Below are 17,357 nucleotides of genomic sequence, written 5' to 3' on the forward strand. Positions count from 1 at the left end.
CCTCTCCCCAGTTTCCGTGCTGCTGCCCTGTACTGCTTTGTACTGCTTCTACCGGCCTTATGTCTCAGCTCTGGTTGAAGAACCCGCCTTCTGCGATGCGGGCCTTGTCCTCCGCCGTGACATCGACGTTAGCAGGCGACAACAGGAACACCTTCTGCGTCACCCGCTCGATGCTGCCGTGAAGACCAAACACCAAACCGGCCGCAAAGTCGACAAGTCGCTTCGCGTCTGTGTCATCCATCTCAGTCAGATTCATGATCACCGGGGTGCCCTCGCGGAAGTGTTCCCCGATGGTACGGGCCTCGTTGTAGGTCCGAGGGTGCAGCGTGGTGATCCGGTACGGCTCTCGTTCCGACACGACCTTGGGCATGATCACCGGTGCGTTCTTCTCCAGGGACTGACGTTCTTGTGTGATGGACGCCACGGGCGCGATGCGCGCCGGACGCCCGGATTCCGCGGGGAGCGAAGCGGATCGTGCCACCGGCTCACGCGGGGCGGGCGGCTGTACGATTCGCACCTCTTCGCCCCTTTGTGACTGATGTGCACCGTGGGGCTGGTGCGTCGACTCATGTCGCCGGTGGTCCCGCTCGGGCTCCGGGTCGAGCTCGGGTTCGAAGTCGTCGTCGGGGTCGAATCCCCGGCCGTCGTACCCATCGTCCTCCACGAGGCCGAGGTAGACCGCCATCTTGCGCATCGCGCCGGCCATGCTCTGAGTCCTCCGCTCTGTGGTGGATCGACTTCCTACTGCCAAGTCCCTCGATCCACGTGGCCCTTATGGCCGCCTTTCGGCGGTAATGACCATATTTTCTGCTGTGGTCCGACTTCCTGGCGACGTTACCCGAGCCTGGGGCGGACTCCGAGTACCGCAGTGCCGACGCGCACATGTGTCGCTCCGGCCGCCACGGCCTCCTCGAGGTCCGCACTCATCCCCGCGGACACCATGTTCGCAGCCGGATGGGCTCGGCGCAGGTCAGTCGACAAATCCATCAACCGCCCGAACGCCGCTCGTTGGCGTCCCGCCAACTCCCCGGTCAGGGGCGCGACCGTCATCAGTCCGTCGAGCCGCAGCCCCGGGGCGCCGGCCACCAGGTCGGCCAACTCCGCGACGCCGCCCGGGGCCACACCGCCCCGTTCGCCCCGCTCGCTCACCCCCGCGTCGAGGGCGACCTGGATGAGGCAGCCCACCTCGCGCCCCGCCCGCGCCGCCTCCTTCGACAGCGACGTCACCAGCCTGGCGCGGTCGACGGACTGCACCACGTCCGCGTAACCGACCACCGAGCGCGCCTTGTTGGTCTGCAGCTGCCCGACGAAGTGCCAGCGCAGCGGCAGGCCGGAGCACTCGGCCGCCTTCGGCGCGGCGTCCTGGTCCTTGTTCTCGGCGACATGGCGCACGCCGAGTCCGGACAGGATGCGCACGTCGCTCGCCGGGTAGGTCTTGGTGACCACGATCAGGGTCACCTCGTCCCGCTCCCGCCCGGCCGCCGCGCACGCGGCGGCGATACGCTCCTCCACTTTCGCCAGATTCGCGGCGACTTCGTCCTTACGGTCCGTCATGCCCTATCAGTCCAGCCAGACATATCCCGCGAGTCGCCCCGTGGTGCGATCGCGGCGGTATGAGAAATGGTCTTTCGACTCCTTCGTGCACACGGACGACTGCGCTCGGTCACGCACCCCGAGCCGGTCGAGCTGCGCGTGCACCCCGGCGCTCACATCGACGGCGGGAGTGCCCCAGCCGGTCTCGGCGTGCGCCGCCGGTTCGACCGCGGCGACCTCGGCGCGCATCGCCTCCGGCACCTCGTAGCACCGCCCGCACACGGCGGGTCCGGTGCGGGCGACGATCCGGGCGGGGTCGGCCCCGAGCGACGTCATCGCGTCGACCGCGGCGGGCACGATCCCTCTGACCATGCCGGGTCTTCCCGCGTGCGCGGCGGCGACGACGCCCGCGACCGGGTCGGCCAGCAGAACCGGCACGCAGTCCGCGGTCAGCACGGCGAGGGCCAGCCCGCGGGTGGCGGTGACCAGGCCGTCCACCTCGGGAACGGGCCGGGTGGTCCACGGCCCGTCGACCTCGGCGACGTCGGCGCCGTGCACCTGGTTCATCCAGACGACCCGGGCCGGGTCGAGGTCGAGCGACGTGGCGGCGAGCTCACGGTTGGCCAGTACGGCGTCGGGCTCGTCGCCGACCGCCCCGCCGAGGTTGAGCTGCTCATACGGAACGGCGCTCACCCCGCCCCACCGGTCGGTGAAGGCGAAGTGCGCGCCGCTCACGCTCTCGCGCTGTCCTATCACTTCAGGAAGTCCGGCACGTCCAGCTCCTCGGCCGCGCTGTCCGAGTAGGTCCGCGACGGCGGCACCGGCGGGGACGACGGGAGGTCGGCCACCGGCTCGGGCGCCGGCTCCGGCTCCTCCTTCGGGGTCACGCTGCCGAGCGAGCCGAACGACGGGCGGCTCTCGGGCTGCCGTACCGGGGTGGGCTCGTCGCGTCGGGCCGAGGACGAGCCCATGACGGTCTCCCGGCGGGCCGGCGGCTGTCCGCCGTCGAAGCCGGCCGCGATCACGGTGACCCGGACCTCGTCGCCGAGGGCGTCGTCGATGACCGCGCCGAAGATGATGTTGGCCTCGGGATGGGCGGCCTCGCTGACCAGCTGGGCGGCCTCGTTGATCTCGAACAGGCCGAGGTCGGAGCCGCCGGAGATGGAGAGCAGGACGCCCCGGGCGCCGTCGATGGAGGCCTCCAGGAGCGGCGAGGAGATCGCCATCTCGGCGGCGGCCACCGCGCGGTCGTCGCCGCGGGCCGAGCCGATGCCCATGAGGGCCGAACCGGCCTCGGACATGACCGACTTGACGTCGGCGAAGTCGAGGTTGATCAGGCCGGGGGTGGTGATCAGGTCGGTGATGCCCTGGACGCCGGAGAGCAGGACCTGGTCGGCCGACTTGAAGGCGTCGAGGACCGAGACCTGGCGGTCCGAGATGGACAGCAGCCGGTCGTTGGGGATGACGATGAGGGTGTCGACCTCTTCGCGGAGTTCGGCGATGCCGTCCTCGGCCTGGTTGGCGCGGCGTCGGCCCTCGAAGGTGAACGGGCGGGTGACCACGCCGATGGTGAGGGCGCCCAGGGAGCGGGCGATGTTGGCCACGACCGGCGCGCCGCCGGTGCCGGTGCCGCCGCCCTCTCCGGCCGTCACGAAGACCATGTCGGCCCCCTTGAGGACCTCCTCGATCTCCTCGCGGTGGTCCTCGGCGGCCTTGCGGCCGACGGCCGGGTTGGCGCCGGCGCCGAGTCCGCGGGTGAGTTCGCGGCCGACGTCGAGTTTGACGTCGGCGTCGCTCATCAACAGCGCCTGCGCGTCCGTGTTGATGGCGATGAACTCGACGCCCTTGAGACCGACCTCGATCATCCGGTTGATGGCATTGACACCACCGCCGCCGACACCGATGACTTTGATGACTGCGAGGTAGTTCTGCGGTGCTGCCACGTCGAAGGCCTCTCGCCTCGAGTTACGTGTCGTCGCCTCACAGGTGATGCGATCCGACGACTGATGCCGAATGGGACGGTCCGTTTCGCCGACCCGAACCCTAACGCTGAAGTTTAGGGTTACCAGTGTGTCCGTTCCTTGAAGTCTTCTGAACAGGACACTAAGTCGACAAGTGGCGCCCGTTCAACGAACACGCCGAACCTCCCGTTTTTCTTTTCACCCTATGTGATCAGCCATGTCACTGCCCAACCAGGGTGCTGGCCTGCGCGGATGTGCGTCAACTCCCCGATGACGCCGGGGCGGTGGGAGCGCTGACGTCGAAGTGCCGCGCGGCCGGGGCGGCTTTCATGAGAGCGGTGAGTGCACGGCCCTTCGCGGCGCCGTTCTCGGCACTGCCCCAGGCGACCGTGCGGCCGTCGTTCAGCCGCAGGGCGATGTCGTCGTAGGAACGGACCTTGACCAGCCGTGTCCGGCGGGCGACGGCGGACGGCAGCGAGCCGGCCGTCCGGACCGCCTCCCGCACCAGCCGGTCCTCGCCGAAGCGGCGCAGACTCGCCGCCGCGGATCGCGCGGAGGACGTCGCCGTTTCCAGCAGCGGGATGCCTCGGGGAGCCTCGGAAACCGTGGCGAAACGGACGCCCTCGTCGTCCACTTCCACGAATTTCGCCCCTTTTCGAATCAACAGGATCGGCGTGCGCTCGACGACTTTCACGCTGACTCCGTGCGGCCAGGAACGGACCGCCTCGACCGAGTCGATCCGGGGCAGTTCCTCGCGAAGTCGCGCCTCGATCGCGTCGGTGTCGACCGAGACGAGCGGAGATCCGACGGTGACGTCAGCGGCTTCGCGCACCTGTTGCGGGGTCAGCACGTCGGTGCCCGTGACGGAGACCTCCCGCACCCGCAGCCACTGCGAGCCGTACAACGCCCAGACGGCGCCCGCACCGAGGAGGGAGACGGCCAGCACGAGAACGATGATCATACGAAGCCGGCGCGGCCCCAACCGCCGGACAAGGGGCGGGCCGGACGACTCCTGCTGGCGTGCACCGCGCTCGGCGGTGGCGGATCCGGCCACGCTCCCTGCCCTTTCGTCCGTCGTGCCTAACGGTGTGCACGGGAGGCGGCGATCGCCTCGTACACCATGCCGACGAGCAGTTCGTCGGCGTCCCGGCGGCCGAACTCACCGGCGGCCCGGGACATCTCGTACAGCCGGTGCGGATCGGCCAGCACGGGCAGGACGGTCTCCCGGACCCACTCGGGGGTCAGTTCCGCGTCGTCGACCAGCAGACCGCCGCCCGCCTTCACCAGCGGCTGGGCGTTCAGCCGCTGTTCGCCGTTGCCGATGGGCAGCGGGACGTAGGCGGCCGGGAGCCCGACGGCGGAGAGCTCGGCGACGGTCATCGCGCCCGCACGGCAGAGCATCATGTCGGCGGCGGCGTACGCGAGGTCCATCCGGTCCACGTACGGTACCGGGATGTACGGGGGCATCCCCGGCATCTGCTGCACCTGCGGCAGTTCGTTCTTCGGGCCGACCGCATGCAGGATCTGGATGCCGGCCTGCTGCAGCCAGGGCGCCACCTGCTGGATCACCTCGTTGAGCCGGCGGGCGCCCTGTGAGCCGCCGGAGACCAGCAGAGTCGGCAGGTTGGGGTCGAGGCCGAACATGTGCCGGGCCTCGGGACGCATGGCGGCGCGGTCCAGCGTGGCGATGGAGCGGCGCAGCGGGATGCCGATGTAGCGGGCGTCGCGCAGCTTGCTGTCGGGCGTGGAGACCGCCACCCGGGCCGCGTAGCGCGAGCCGATCTTGTTGGCCAGGCCGGGGCGGGCGTTGGCCTCGTGGACGATGATCGGCACACCGAGGCGCTTGGCCGCGAGGTAGCCGGGCAGGGCCACGTAACCGCCGAAGCCGACGACGGCGTCCGCCCGGGTGCGCTCGAGGATCTGCTCGGCGGCCTTGATCGTGCCGCGCAGCCGGCCCGGGACGGTGATCAGTTCGGGGGTGGGCTTGCGCGGCAGCGGCACGGCGGGGATCAGCGCGAGCTCGTAGCCGCGCTGCGGGACCAGCGTGGTCTCCAGGCCGCGCTCCGTGCCCAGGGCCGTGATCCCCACCGAGGGGTCCTGCCTGCGCAGGGCGTCCGCGAGGGCGAGCGCGGGCTCGATGTGGCCGGCGGTCCCCCCACCAGCGAGTACGACATGCACCGAAATTCACCGCTCTCCGGACGGGCGCGCCGCCGAGGCACGCCGTCGCATCGTGTTCCATCTCCGGGGGCCCCGTGCGAACGCGGAGCCCCCCGCCCCCCGCTTTCTACCAAAGCGGCGGGGCCGCATCGCAAGCGTTGCCCGCGCAGCGGGCTCGTCGCGTGCGAAGGCGATCAGCAGCCCGATGGCGAACATGGTCGGCAGCAGGGCGGAGCCCCCGTAGGAGAACAGCGGGAGAGGGACGCCGGCGATCGGCAGCAGGCCGAGCACCGCACCGATGTTGATCACTGCCTGAGCGGTGATCCAGGTGGTCACGCCTCCCGCGGCATACCTCACGAAGGGGTCCTCCGTGCGTCCGGCCACGCGGATACCCGCATAGCCTAGAGCCGCGAACAGGGCGAGCACCGACAGCGTCCCCGCGAGACCCAGTTCCTCACCGGTGACGGCGAAGATGAAGTCGGTGTGCGCTTCGGGGAGTTGCCCCCATTTCTCCACACTCGCCCCGAGCCCCGAGCCGAAGATCCCGCCGGAGGCCAGGGCGTAAATACCGTGCACGGCCTGCCAGCAGGAGTCGCCCGGGCCGGGATCGGTCGCGCCGATGCACTGCAGCCGGGCCATGCGGTTGGGGCTGGTCTTGATGAGGATCACACCGAGGGTGGCGGCGACGGACAGGACCCCGACGAAGAGCCGCGTGGGCGCACCCGCCAGCCACAGCAGTCCGAACAGGATCGCTGTGAGGATGATCGCCGTGCCCATGTCGCCGCCCAGCATGATCAGCCCGAGCAGCATGAAGGCCGCGGGCACGAGCGGCACCAGCATGTGCTTCCACTGACTCAGCAGCTTCTTGTCCTGTTTGCGGGCGAGCAGGTCGGCGCCCCACAGCACCAGCGCGAGCTTGCCGAACTCGCTGGGCTGGATCTGGAAGGAGCCGCCCAGCGCGATCCAGTTCTGGTTGCCGTTGACCGACATCCCTATGCCGGGGATCTGCACCAGCGCCATCAGGAAGACGGCGCCCGCGAGGATCGGATAGGCGAGAGCGCGGTGCAGCTTCACCGGCATGCGGGACGCGACCAGCAGCAGCACCGCCCCGATGGAGGCGGCCAGGAACTGCTTGCGGAAGAAGAACGAACCCGGCAACGACTTCTGCAGCGCGGTGATCTGAGAGGCCGAGTAGACCATCACCAGGCCCAGCACGGTGATCAGCAGGCTACCGCCGAAGATCAGGTAGTAGGCCGTCAGCGGCCGGTCCCAGGCCTTCTGCACGCGCGCGTGCAGCCGTCGTACGGGGTTGTCGCGGCGCGGCCGGGAGGCGCCGGAAGGTCTGCGGACGGTTCGCTGGACGGGCGGCCGCCCGGTACGGCTACCGGGCATCTGCCGCTCCGCTGTGCGCGGCGCAGCCGCTGCGCTCGGCTGCTGCGCCGTACGTCGGCCGTGACGGTCCCACGCGTCCCTCCCAAGGTCGCCCGGCAGGCGGCCGGGTCAGGTTCCGAGTTCGCGGACGGCCTGAGCGAACGCGTCACCGCGCTGGTTGTAGTTGACGAACATGTCCATGGAGGCGCAGGCGGGGGCGAGGAGCACCGTGTCGCCCTCGGCGGCGAGCCGCCGGGCCTCCTGGACGGCTGCGGACATCGCCCCAGTGTCGGTCCGGTCGAGGTCGACGACGGGTACTTCCGGGGCGTGTCGCGCCAGGGCTTCCCGGATCAGGGCGCGGTCGGCGCCGAGGAGCACGACGCCGCGAAGCCGCTCGGCCGACGTGGCGACCAGCTCGTCGAAGGTCGCGCCCTTGGCCAGTCCGCCGGCGATCCACACGATCGACCCGTAGGCCGCCAACGAGGCCTGCGCCGCGTGCGTGTTGGTGGCCTTGGAGTCGTCGACGTACGCGACGCCGTCCACGTCGGCCACGTGGGCGATGCGGTGGGCGTCGGGCGTGAAGGACCGCAGCCCGTCCCGTACGGCCTTGGGGGGCACTCCGAAGGCCCGGGCGAGGGCCGCCGCGGCAAGGGCGTTGGCGATGTTGTGCGGGGCCGGCGGATCGACGTCGGCGACCTCGGCGAGCTCCTGGGCGTTCTTCTGCCGGTCCTCGACGAAGGCGCGGTCGACCAGGATGCCGTCCACCACGCCGAGTTGGGAGGGGGCGGGGGCGCCGAGGGTGAAGCCGATCGCCCGGCAGCCCTCCTCGACGTCGGCCTCGCGCACCAGGTCCTCGGTGGCCTTGTCGGCGACGTTGTAGACGCAGGCGACCTGGTTGCCCTCGTAGACGCGCCCCTTGTCCCTGGCGTACGCCTCCATGGAGCCGTGCCAGTCGAGGTGGTCGGGGGCGAGGTTGAGGACGGCGGCGGAGTGCGCGCGCAGGGACGGCGCCCAGTGCAGCTGGTAGCTGGACAGCTCGACGGCCAGGACGTCGTACGGCTCGTCGCCGAGCACGGCGTCCAGCAGGGAGACGCCGATGTTGCCGACGGCCGCCGTACGCAGGCCGGCGGCCGCCAGGATCGACGCGAGCATCCGGGTGGTGGTCGTCTTGCCGTTGGTGCCCGTGACGCACAGCCAGGGCGCCGCGTCCGGGCCCCTGAGCCGCCAGGCGAGTTCGACGTCGCCCCAGACCGGTACGCCGGCCTCGCGGGCCGCCGTGAACAGCGGCTTGTCGGGCTTCCAGCCGGGTGCGGTGACGACTAGTTCGGCGCCCTCGGGCAGGGTCGCCCCGTCACCGAGGCGCACGGTGACGCCCAGCGCCTCCAGCTCTGCGGCCTGCTCCCGCGCGCGTGCGTCGTCGCCGTCGTTGACGACGGTGACCTTCGCGCCGAGCCCGTGCAGCACCTTGGCCGCCGGGAGGCCGGAGACGCCGAGCCCGGCGACGGTGACGTGCTTGCCCTGCCAGTCGGTCACTTCTCTGCTGCCCATCCCGCGTAGAAGATGCCCAGTCCGACGATCACACAGATGCCCTGGATGATCCAGAAACGGACCACCACGAGGACTTCGGACCAGCCCTTGAGCTCGAAGTGGTGCTGCAGCGGAGCCATCCGGAAGACCCGCTTGCCGGTGAGCTTGAAGGAGCCGACCTGGATCACCACCGACATGGTGATGAGGACGAACAGGCCGCCCATGATGGCCACCAGCAGCTCCGTGCGGGAGCAGATGGCGAGGCCCGTGAGGACGCCGCCGAGCGCGAGCGAACCGGTGTCGCCCATGAAGATCTTGGCCGGCGACGTGTTCCACCACAGGAAGCCCAGGCAGGCGCCCATCAGCGCCGCGGAGATGACCGCGAGGTCCAGCGGATCGCGCACCTCGTAGCAGGCGTTGGGGTTGGTCAGGGTCTCGCCGTTGGCGCAGGACTCCTGGAACTGCCAGACGCCGATGAAGGTGTAGGCGCCGAAGACGAGCACGGAGGCGCCGGTGGCCAGACCGTCCAGACCGTCCGTCAGGTTCACGCCGTTGGACATCGCGAGGATCATGAACAGCGCCCAGACGACGAACAGCACGGGACCGATCGTCCAGCCGAAGTCCGTGATGAAGGACAGCTTCGTGGAGGCCGGGGTGTTGCCGCGGGCGTCGGAGAACTGCAGCGACAGCACCGCGAAGGCGATGCCGACGATGAGCTGGCCGGCCATCTTCGCCTTGGCCCGCAGACCCAGCGAACGACGCTTGACGATCTTGATGTAGTCGTCGAGGAAGCCGACCAGGCCCATGCCGCACATCAAGCCCAGCACCAGCAGACCGGTGTAGCTCGGCGCATTGCCCGTGATCAGCTTGGACAGGAAGTACGCGGCGACCGTCGCGAAGATGAAGGCGATGCCGCCCATGGTCGGCGTACCGCGCTTGCTGGCGTGCTCGCGCGGGCCGTCGTCGCGGATGTACTGGCCGTAGCCCTTGCGCGCCAGCAGCTTGATCAGCAACGGCGTGCCGATCAGCGTCAGGAAGAGGCCGATGACGCCCGCGAACAGGATCTGATTCATCATCGGGCGGCGACCTCACCCTCGGCGTCGGCCGCGAGCAGCGCCTGCGCGACGCTCTCGAGACCGACCGAACGGGACGCCTTCACGAGTACGACGTCCCCCGGGCGCAACTCGCTGCGCAACAGGTCGACAGCCGCCTGTGCGTCGGACACGTGCACCGACTCCTCACCCCACGAACCCTCGTTGTATGCGCCCAGTTGCAGCCAGGCGGCTTCCCTGCCCCCGACCGCGACGAGCTTGCCGACATTGAGCCGGACGGCGAGCCGTCCGACCGCGTCGTGCTCGGCGAGCGCCTCGTCCCCGAGCTCGGCCATCTTGCCGAGCACCGCCCAGGTCCGGCCCCCCTTCGCCCGTGAGGCTTCGCCCATGGCTGCCAGTGCACGCAGGGCGGCTCGCATGGACTCAGGGTTCGCGTTGTAGGCGTCGTTGACGATCGTCACGCCGTCCGGGCGCTCGGTGACCTCCATACGCCAGCGGGAGAGGGAGCCCGCCTCGGAGAGCGCGGTGGCGATCTCTTGCGCGGACATGCCCAGCTCATGGGCGACGGCGGCCGCGGCGAGCGCGTTCGACACGTGATGCTCACCGTACAGGCGCATGGTCACATCGCTGCACCCGGAGGGTGTGTGAAGGCGGAAGGCGGGCTGTCCGGTGTCCATGAGTCGCACGTTCTCGGCCCGTACGTCCGCTTCGTCGGACTCTCCGAAAAAGACCGCCTTCGCCTTCGTTCGGGAGGCCATGGCCCGGACCAACGGATCGTCGGCGTTGAGGATCGCGACGCCGCCCTCGGCCGCCGGGGGCAGCGCCTCGACCAGCTCGCCCTTTGCCTGTGCGATCTGTTCGCGGCCGCCGAACTCGCCGATGTGGGCGGTGCCGACGTTGAGGACGAGGCCGATCTTCGGGGGCGTCAGATCGGCGAGGTAGCGGATGTGACCGATGCCGCGCGCGCCCATCTCCAGTACGAGGAAACGGGTTTCCCCGGTGGCCGACAGGGCGGTCAGCGGCAGTCCGATCTCGTTGTTGAGCGAGCCGGGCGTGAACACGGTCGGCGCCTTACGCCGGAGCACCTGGGCGATCAGGTCCTTGGTGCTGGTCTTGCCGGCCGAGCCGGTGAGCGCGACGAGGGTGGCGCCGAGCCGGTTCACGACGTGCCGGGCGAGGGCGCCCAGCGCCGTCTGGACGTCGTCCACGACGATCGCGGGCACGCCGACCGGGCGGGAGGCCAGTACGGCCGCCGCGCCCGCCTCGACGACCGCGGCCGCGTAGTCGTGGCCGTCCACCCGTTCGCCGACGAAGGCGACGAAGAGGCTGCCGGGAGCCACCTCCCGGGAGTCCCGGACGACCGGTCCGGTGACCTCCACGGACGGATCCGGTATGTCGTGCGTCTGCCCGCCGACGACTGCTGCGATCTCGGCGAGGGAGAGGGCGATCACAAGTTCATCCCTGGGTCTGCTGGATAGCTTCGCGAAGCACCTGGCGGTCGTCGAACGGACGGACCACCCCGGCGATGTCCTGGCCCTGCTCGTGGCCCTTGCCCGCGACCAGCACGGTGTCCCCGGCGTGCGCGCGTGCCACGGCCGCGGCGATCGCGGCGGCCCGGTCCTCGAACAACTGCACGTCGCCGCGCTCGTGGGCCGGCACCGACGCCGCGCCCTGGAGCATCGTCGCGAGGATCGCGAGGGGGTCCTCGGAGCGGGGGTTGTCGGAGGTCAGTACGGCGGTGTCGGCGAGCCGGGCGACGGCGGCGCCCATCGGGGCGCGCTTGGTGCGGTCCCGGTCGCCGCCGCAGCCGAGGACGACGTGCAGCCGGCCCTTGGTGACCTTGCGCAGCGCCCTGAGCACCGACTCGACGGCGTCGGTCTTGTGGGCGTAGTCGACGACCGCGAGGTAGGGCTGCCCGGCGTCCACCCGCTCGAGACGGCCCGGCACGCCCGGCACGGCGGCGACGCCGTCGGCGACGGTCCGCGGGTCGATGCCGGCGACGGCGAGGGAGACGATCGCGGCGAGGGTGTTCGCCACGTTGAAGCTGCCCGGCAGCGGCGACCTGGCGCCGACCCGCACCCCGTCCGGGCCCAGGACGGTGAACGTCGAGTCCATCGGGCCGGTCTCGACGTCCACCGCGCGCCAGTCGGCGTCCGGGTGACCCTCGGCGGAGAAGGTGACGACCGGCACCTGCGCCTCCTGGACCAGCCGGCGGCCGTACTCGTCGTCGAGGTTGACCACGCCGAGTTTGCTGCGTTTCCGCGTGAACAGCTGCGCCTTGGCCCGGAAGTAGTCCTCCATGCCCGAGTGGAACTCCATGTGCTCCGGGCTGAGGTTGTTGAAGACGGCGATGTCGAAGACGCAGCCGTCGACCCGGCCGAGGACCAGGGCGTGGCTGGAGACCTCCATCGCGACCGCCTCGACGCCGCGCTCGCGCATGACGGCGAACAGGGCCTGGAGGTCGGTGGCTTCGGGGGTGGTGCGCTCGGACTTGATGCGCTCGTCGCCGATGCGCGTCTCGACGGTGCCGATCAGCCCGGTGGACCTGACCGCCTTCAGGCCGCCCTCGACGAGGTAGGCGGTGGTGGTCTTTCCGGAGGTGCCGGTGATGCCGATCTGGAGCAGGTCGCGGCCGGGGCGGCCGTAGATGGTGGCCGCCAGTTCGCCCATGGCCCCGCGCGGGTCGTCGACCACCAGGACCGGCAGGCCGGTCGCGGCGGCGCGGTCGGCGCCGGTGGGGTCGGTGAGGACGGCGACCGCGCCCAAGCCCGCTGCCTGGGCGACGAAGTCGGCGCCGTGCAGGCGGGCGCCGGGGAGGGCGGCGTACAGGTCGCCGGGGCGGACCGCGCGTGAGTCGTGGGTGATGCCCGTGACCTCGGCGGCGTCACCCGGCTGTGCGGCGCCCAGCTGATCGGCGAGCTCCGCGAGGGGTGTGGCGGAGACCTGGGCCGGCCGCGGCGGTCCCGGATATGTCACGGAAGCGCCCTTCTGGGTGGTTTGGGAGTGATCGGCGTGTGGCACGGCGGTGAGCGTACCGGGAGTACCCGCCCGCGGGCGAAGCGAGGGCGAGGCCGCCGGTGTACTCCCGGACGGCCCGGCGGGGGGTGTCGTGGGCGGTGCGGGAGTCCCGGGGTCGGGAGTGATCATGGTCACGGGCTGGTTCCTGGCTTGCTCGGCGCTGAACAGTGGCGTTCGGGGGTCGGTGGCGGAAAAGGGCGGGGGCCCCGGTCGGGGCGGGGCTCGGCGGTCAGGGCGCGAAGGAGACCGGGAGGTTCGCGGCCTTCGCTCCGGTCGGTGGGACCTGCAGGGTCTTCAGCGCGAACTCCATGACCTGTTTGAAGACGGGGCCGCAGATCTGGCCGCCGAAGTAGCTGCCCTCGGTGGCGTTCTGGATGGCGCAGTAGACGGTGATGCGGGGGCTGTCGGCGGGCGCGAAGCCGGCGAACGACGAGGTGTACCCCTTGTAGGTGCCGGTGGCCGGATCCACGCGGTTGGCGGTGCCCGTCTTGCCCGCGACGCGGTAGCCGGGGATGCGCGCCTTGGCGCCCGTGCCCTCCCGGTCGTCCACGACCGACTCCAGCATGTGGGCGAGGGTCTTCGCCGTCTTCTGGCTGACGACCCGGCTCTTCGCGGGCGACTCGGCGGGCGTGAAGCGTCCGTCCGGCCCCTTGGTGCCGCGCACCAGGGTGGGCTCGACGCGCACGCCGCCGTTGGCGATCGTCGAGTACACCGAGGCCGCCTGGACCGCGTTGAGGGACATGCCCTGACCGAAGGGGATCGTGTACTGCTGCGAGGTGGACCACTTGTCGGGCGCGGCGAGGATGCCCTTCGTCTCGCCGGGGAAGCCGAGCCCGGTGTGGCTGCCGAGGCCGAACTTGCGCAGGTACGAGTACAGGACCCGGTTGGCCTCGGCCTGGGTCCTGCCGAGCTGCCCGGTGGCCAGGATGGTGCCGATGTTGCTGGACTTGGCGAGCACCCCGTTGAGCGTGAGGTGCCAGGTCGGGTGGTTGATGTCGTCCTGGAAGAGCCGGTCGCCGCGGTGCAGCCGGTTGGGCACGGTGACGTGCGTCAGCGGGGTGGCGGCGTTCTCCTCCAGCACGGCGGCCATGGACATGATCTTGGCGGTGGAGCCGGGCTCGTAGGCGTCCTGGACGGCCGCGTTGCCCAGGGCACCGGGGTCGGCCTTCGACAGGTCGCCCGGGTCGAAGCCGGGCGAGTTGGCCATGGCGAGGATCTCGCCGGTGCGGGTGTCCTGCACGATGACGTAGCCGCGGTCCGCCGCGGACCTTTGCACCTGCTCGGTGATGGCGTTCTGCGCGGCCCACTGGATGTCGCGGTCGATGGTCAGTTCCACGTCGGAGCCGGGCACCGCGGGCGTCTCGGTGGCGCCCGCGGTGGGCACCTGGCGGCCGCCGGACTGGGCGTAGCGGATCTTTCCGTCCTTGCCCGCCAGCGTGGCGTTCAGCTGCTGCTCGACACCGCCGCCGCCCTGGCCGTCGGCGTTGACCCAGCCCAGTATCCCGGCGGCGAGCTCCTTGTTGGGGTACACGCGCTTGCTGCTGGGCACGGAGAACAGCCCGGCGAGGACGTTGACCGTGGAGCGGTCCGACTCCGCCTTGGCGGAGAGCGCGGACCTCAGGTCGCGGATCTGCTTCCACACCTGCGGGGTCTGCCGCCCGGCGAGCTTGACGTAGCGCAGGCTCTTGTCCTTCGGCCGCAACTTCTTGACCAGGGCGGACTGCTGTTGGCCGAGGATCGGTGCGAGAAGGGCGGCCGCCCGCTCGGGGCCGTCGTCGATCTTCAGCTGGGCGCGGGCGAACATGGTGGGGTCGGCCGTGATGTCGTAGGCGTCCTCGCTGGTCGCGAAGGCCACGCCGGTGCGGTCGGTGATCTCGCCGCGCTCGGCGGGCAGCACCTGGCCGACGTACCGGTTCTGCTCCGCCTTGGCGGTGTAGGCGCTCGCGTCGACGGCCTGCACCTGGAGGAGGCGGACGACGAAGGCGACGAGCACCAGGGTCAGCGCGAGGCCCACCATGCGCAGCCGGGGGCGGGGGCTGCCGAGCCGGATGACCCGCGGGGCGGCGGCGCGCGGGGTGGGCGCGGTCGGGCGACGGGCCGGGCGGGTCCCGGGTCCCGGGCGCCGCTGGGCGGACGCGGGACGGGAGGGCCGGGCGGGGCCGGGCACACGCCGGCGCGGCGGTTCCCTGTCGGACACTTCCGTCACCTGCCGGGGGTCTCGGGGGTGGCTGCGGTCGGTTCGGGGGCCGGGCTCCGCGCGGGTGCGGCGTCCTGATCGGGGAGGTCCTGGCCCTGCCGGGCGGACGCGCCGCCCGGCGCGTCGGAGTCGGCGGACGTGCCGGGGTCGGCCGGTTCGGGCGTCCGCGGGAGCGTCCCGGACAGCGTGAGGGTCTCCGGCGGTCGTACGACGGGGTCCACGGACTGCCCGGCGGCCGCGGACGGGACGCCCTTCACGGTGCCGTCGGGGTTCAGGAAGGCCGGGTCCCCGCCCGGGACCATGCCCAGTTCGCGCGCGCGGCGCTGGAGGGCGTCCGGGGCGGAGTAGGAGTCGATGTCCCGCTGGAGCGCCTGCTCCTCGTCGGTGAGGCTCTTGGTGTCCTTCCGCAGGTCGTCCATCTTGAACGAGCCCTCGCTGAGAGCCGAGTTCAGCACGAGCAGTCCGATCAGACCGCCGCCGAGGAGCAGGACGACGAGGAGGACGAACGGAGTGCGGGCGGCCTGCCGGGGGCCGGCCGGGAAGAGCCGCGCGAGACGGGCCGCCCTCCCCTTCAGCACGGGTCTACTGCTCACTCGCCCTCCCCCGGACCCGCTGTGCGGACCCTCGGCTCACGCCCGTCATTCGATGGACTCCCTGATGCGCTCGGCCCCGCGCAGCCGCGCGGGTGCGGCGCGCCGGTTCTCGGCGATCTCTTCCTCGGTGGGAAGTTCGGCACCGCGGGTGAGCAGCTTGAGTCTCGGCTGGTAGCGCTCGGGGACGACCGGCAGGCCGGGCGGCGCGGTGTTGGCGGCGCCGGCCGCGAACACCTGCTTGACGAGCCGGTCTTCGAGCGAGTGGTACGACAGGACGGCGATCCGCCCGCCCACGGCGATCGCGTCCACCGCGGCCGGGATCGCCCGTTCCAGGACGGAGAGTTCGCCGTTGACCTCGATCCGCAGCGCCTGGAAGGTGCGCTTGGCGGGATTGCCGCCGGTGCGCTTGGCGGCCTGCGGAAGGGCGTTGCGAATGAGTTCGACGAGCCGCGCGCTGTTGGTGAACGGCTCGTCGTCGCGCTCGCGCACCACCGCGGAGACGATCCGCTTGGCCTGCTTCTCCTCGCCGTACGCCCGCAGGATCCGCACGAGTTCGCCGGGCGGGTAGGTGTTGAGCACCTCCGCGGCGCTGACGCCGGTCGTCTGGTCCATGCGCATGTCGAGGGGGGCGTCCTGGGCGTAGGCGAAGCCGCGGTCGGCCTCGTCGAGCTGCATGGAGGAGACGCCGAGGTCGAACAGGACGCCCTGCACGCACGCGATGCCGAGCCGGTCCAGTACGTCGGGCAGCTCGTCGTAGACCGCGTGGACGAGGGTCGCGCGCTCGCCGAACGGGGCGAGCCGCTCGCCGGACAGGCGCAGGGCCTCCTTGTCGCGGTCGAGGGCGATCAGCCTGGCCTCGGGGAAGCGTGTCAGCAGGGCCTCGCTGTGCCCGCCGAGGCCCAGCGTGCAGTCGACGACCACCGCTCCCGGCTCCTGGAGGGCGGGGGCCAACAGGTCCAGGCACCGCTGGAGCATCACCGGGACGTGTCGACTGTGACTCAAGGGGCCCTCTCAGATCCGGCGGGATGACGCACCGCCGGGTCCCCGCCCCTCGCGAAGGGAAGGCCTGCCGGCGCCGCGGGGAGATCTCGGCGGCCGGGCCGGGGTCTCACGGGTTCAGTCCAGCAGGGAGATCGTCGCCTCCCGCTTCGCGTCACTTTAGTCCACGGGGTGGCGCGGTCAATCAACCGGCCTGTGCGGCGCGGCCCGGGGCTCCTCCCGGCAGGCGCGGGGTTGTGGCTTACCTCACAAAGAGGACGTGATGACGCTCTTTTTCCGTTCTCACAGCAGGACCGAGACGCGCGTGACCAGTACCGTCATGGATATGACGACTTCTGCATCCGTGCCCAGCGAGACCGAGGCCGCCATAGACGGCGGGACCGTGACCGACCGCCTCGTGGTGGCCAACGAGCGGTATGCCGACGCCTTCACCGACCCCGGTATGGACGCCCGGCCCGTGCTGCACGTCGCGGTCGTGGCCTGCATGGACGCCCGCCTCGACCTGCACGCCGCGCTCGGCCTGGAACTCGGCGACTGTCACACGATCCGCAACGCGGGCGGCGTGGTCACCGACGACGTCATCCGCTCGCTCACCATCAGCCAGCGCAAACTGGGTACCCGCAGCGTCGTCCTGATCCATCACACGGGGTGCGGCCTGGAGGCGATCACCGAGGATTTCCGTACCGAACTGGAGATGGAGATCGGCCAGCGCCCGGCGTGGGCGGTGGAGTCCTTCCGGGACGTCGACCAGGACGTCCGGCAGTCGATGCAGCGGGTGCGCACCTCGCCGTTCCTGGTGCACACCGACGACGTGCGCGGCTTCGTGTTCGACGTGCGGACCGGACTGCTCCGCGAGATCGACCCCGCGTGACCACCCGGCTCCACGGTCGTTCTTTCCTGTCGTTTTGCTGTTGATGTACGCCCTCGAGACGCCCAAACGGCCATAACC

Annotated in this window: 15 protein-coding genes; 1 reads left to right on the forward strand and 14 read right to left on the reverse strand. The window is 71.0% G+C overall.

Features of this window, described 5'->3' with window-relative positions:
- Positions 1-64: 64 nt before the first annotated feature.
- From QA802_RS11995 to rsmH, 14 genes are all read right to left on the reverse strand, one after another.
- A complete protein-coding gene (locus tag QA802_RS11995) occupies positions 65-706 on the reverse strand; it encodes a cell division protein SepF (RefSeq protein ID WP_319167577.1) in 642 nt (213 codons plus the stop codon).
- A gap of 128 nt (positions 707-834) precedes the next feature.
- On the reverse strand, positions 835-1,554 hold the full coding sequence (locus QA802_RS12000; protein WP_334521060.1) for a YggS family pyridoxal phosphate-dependent enzyme: 720 nt from the start codon (positions 1,552-1,554) through the stop codon (positions 835-837).
- A 6-nt stretch (positions 1,555-1,560) separates the two neighbouring features.
- Positions 1,561-2,289, reverse strand: a complete 729-nt coding sequence (pgeF, locus tag QA802_RS12005; protein WP_334521063.1) for a peptidoglycan editing factor PgeF — start codon at positions 2,287-2,289, stop codon at positions 1,561-1,563.
- The gene (gene ftsZ / locus QA802_RS12010) at positions 2,286-3,476 is read right to left on the reverse strand and encodes a cell division protein FtsZ (protein WP_266727418.1); all 1,191 of its coding nucleotides are present in this window, start codon (positions 3,474-3,476) and stop codon (positions 2,286-2,288) included. The genes pgeF and ftsZ overlap by 4 nt, the downstream gene beginning before the upstream one ends.
- 277 nt (positions 3,477-3,753) lie before the next feature.
- Complete coding sequence (locus tag QA802_RS12015; protein WP_334521065.1) at positions 3,754-4,548, reverse strand: cell division protein FtsQ/DivIB; 795 nt, start codon at positions 4,546-4,548, stop codon at positions 3,754-3,756.
- Positions 4,549-4,574: 26 nt separating this feature from the next.
- Entirely contained in the window at positions 4,575-5,672 is a 1,098-nt protein-coding gene (gene murG / locus QA802_RS12020) for an undecaprenyldiphospho-muramoylpentapeptide beta-N-acetylglucosaminyltransferase (protein ID WP_319167587.1), read from the reverse strand.
- A gap of 6 nt (positions 5,673-5,678) precedes the next feature.
- On the reverse strand, positions 5,679-7,043 hold the full coding sequence (ftsW, locus tag QA802_RS12025; protein ID WP_334521068.1) for a putative lipid II flippase FtsW: 1,365 nt from the start codon (positions 7,041-7,043) through the stop codon (positions 5,679-5,681).
- Positions 7,044-7,151: 108 nt separating this feature from the next.
- Entirely contained in the window at positions 7,152-8,570 is a 1,419-nt protein-coding gene (gene murD, locus QA802_RS12030) for a UDP-N-acetylmuramoyl-L-alanine--D-glutamate ligase (RefSeq protein WP_334521071.1), read from the reverse strand.
- Positions 8,552-9,625 carry a phospho-N-acetylmuramoyl-pentapeptide-transferase gene (gene mraY / locus QA802_RS12035; RefSeq protein WP_319167593.1) on the reverse strand — a complete coding sequence of 358 codons (1,074 nt, stop codon included), beginning with the start codon at positions 9,623-9,625 and terminating at the stop codon, positions 8,552-8,554. Before mraY ends, murD begins: the two co-directional genes overlap by 19 nt.
- A complete protein-coding gene (locus tag QA802_RS12040; protein WP_334521074.1) occupies positions 9,622-11,052 on the reverse strand; it encodes a UDP-N-acetylmuramoyl-tripeptide--D-alanyl-D-alanine ligase in 1,431 nt (476 codons plus the stop codon). Before QA802_RS12040 ends, mraY begins: the two co-directional genes overlap by 4 nt.
- Before the next feature lie 4 nt (positions 11,053-11,056).
- Positions 11,057-12,754, reverse strand: coding sequence for a UDP-N-acetylmuramoyl-L-alanyl-D-glutamate--2,6-diaminopimelate ligase (locus QA802_RS12045; RefSeq protein WP_443042092.1), 1,698 nt, complete (start codon positions 12,752-12,754; stop codon positions 11,057-11,059).
- Between the two features lie 94 nt (positions 12,755-12,848).
- On the reverse strand, positions 12,849-14,816 hold the full coding sequence (locus tag QA802_RS12050; protein ID WP_334521080.1) for a peptidoglycan D,D-transpeptidase FtsI family protein: 1,968 nt from the start codon (positions 14,814-14,816) through the stop codon (positions 12,849-12,851).
- A 5-nt stretch (positions 14,817-14,821) separates the two neighbouring features.
- Positions 14,822-15,409 carry a cell division protein FtsL gene (ftsL, locus tag QA802_RS12055; protein WP_334521082.1) on the reverse strand — a complete coding sequence of 196 codons (588 nt, stop codon included), beginning with the start codon at positions 15,407-15,409 and terminating at the stop codon, positions 14,822-14,824.
- Positions 15,410-15,454: 45 nt separating this feature from the next.
- Entirely contained in the window at positions 15,455-16,411 is a 957-nt protein-coding gene (gene rsmH, locus QA802_RS12060) for a 16S rRNA (cytosine(1402)-N(4))-methyltransferase RsmH (protein WP_334521086.1), read from the reverse strand.
- A gap of 259 nt (positions 16,412-16,670) precedes the next feature.
- Here rsmH and QA802_RS12065 point away from each other — a divergent pair, with 259 nt between their 5' ends.
- The gene (locus tag QA802_RS12065) at positions 16,671-17,279 is read left to right on the forward strand and encodes a beta-class carbonic anhydrase (RefSeq protein ID WP_443042093.1); all 609 of its coding nucleotides are present in this window, start codon (positions 16,671-16,673) and stop codon (positions 17,277-17,279) included.
- Positions 17,280-17,357: the final 78 nt, after the last annotated feature.

Source organism: Streptomyces sp. B21-105 (assembly GCF_036898465.1).
GTDB lineage: Bacteria > Actinomycetota > Actinomycetes > Streptomycetales > Streptomycetaceae > Streptomyces.

Excerpts from the sequence above, each read along its gene's own strand:
- QA802_RS11995 (WP_319167577.1), bottom strand. The coding sequence starts at position 706 with ATGGCCGGCGCGATGCGCAAGATGGCGGTCTACCTCGGCCTCGTGGAG.
- QA802_RS12000 (WP_334521060.1), bottom strand. The coding sequence starts at position 1,554 with ATGACGGACCGTAAGGACGAAGTCGCCGCGAATCTGGCGAAAGTGGAG.
- ftsW (WP_334521068.1), bottom strand. The coding sequence starts at position 7,043 with ATGCCCGGTAGCCGTACCGGGCGGCCGCCCGTCCAGCGAACCGTCCGC.
- murD (WP_334521071.1), bottom strand. The coding sequence starts at position 8,570 with ATGGGCAGCAGAGAAGTGACCGACTGGCAGGGCAAGCACGTCACCGTC.
- mraY (WP_319167593.1), bottom strand. The coding sequence starts at position 9,625 with ATGATGAATCAGATCCTGTTCGCGGGCGTCATCGGCCTCTTCCTGACG.
- QA802_RS12065 (WP_443042093.1), top strand. The coding sequence starts at position 16,671 with ATGACGCTCTTTTTCCGTTCTCACAGCAGGACCGAGACGCGCGTGACC.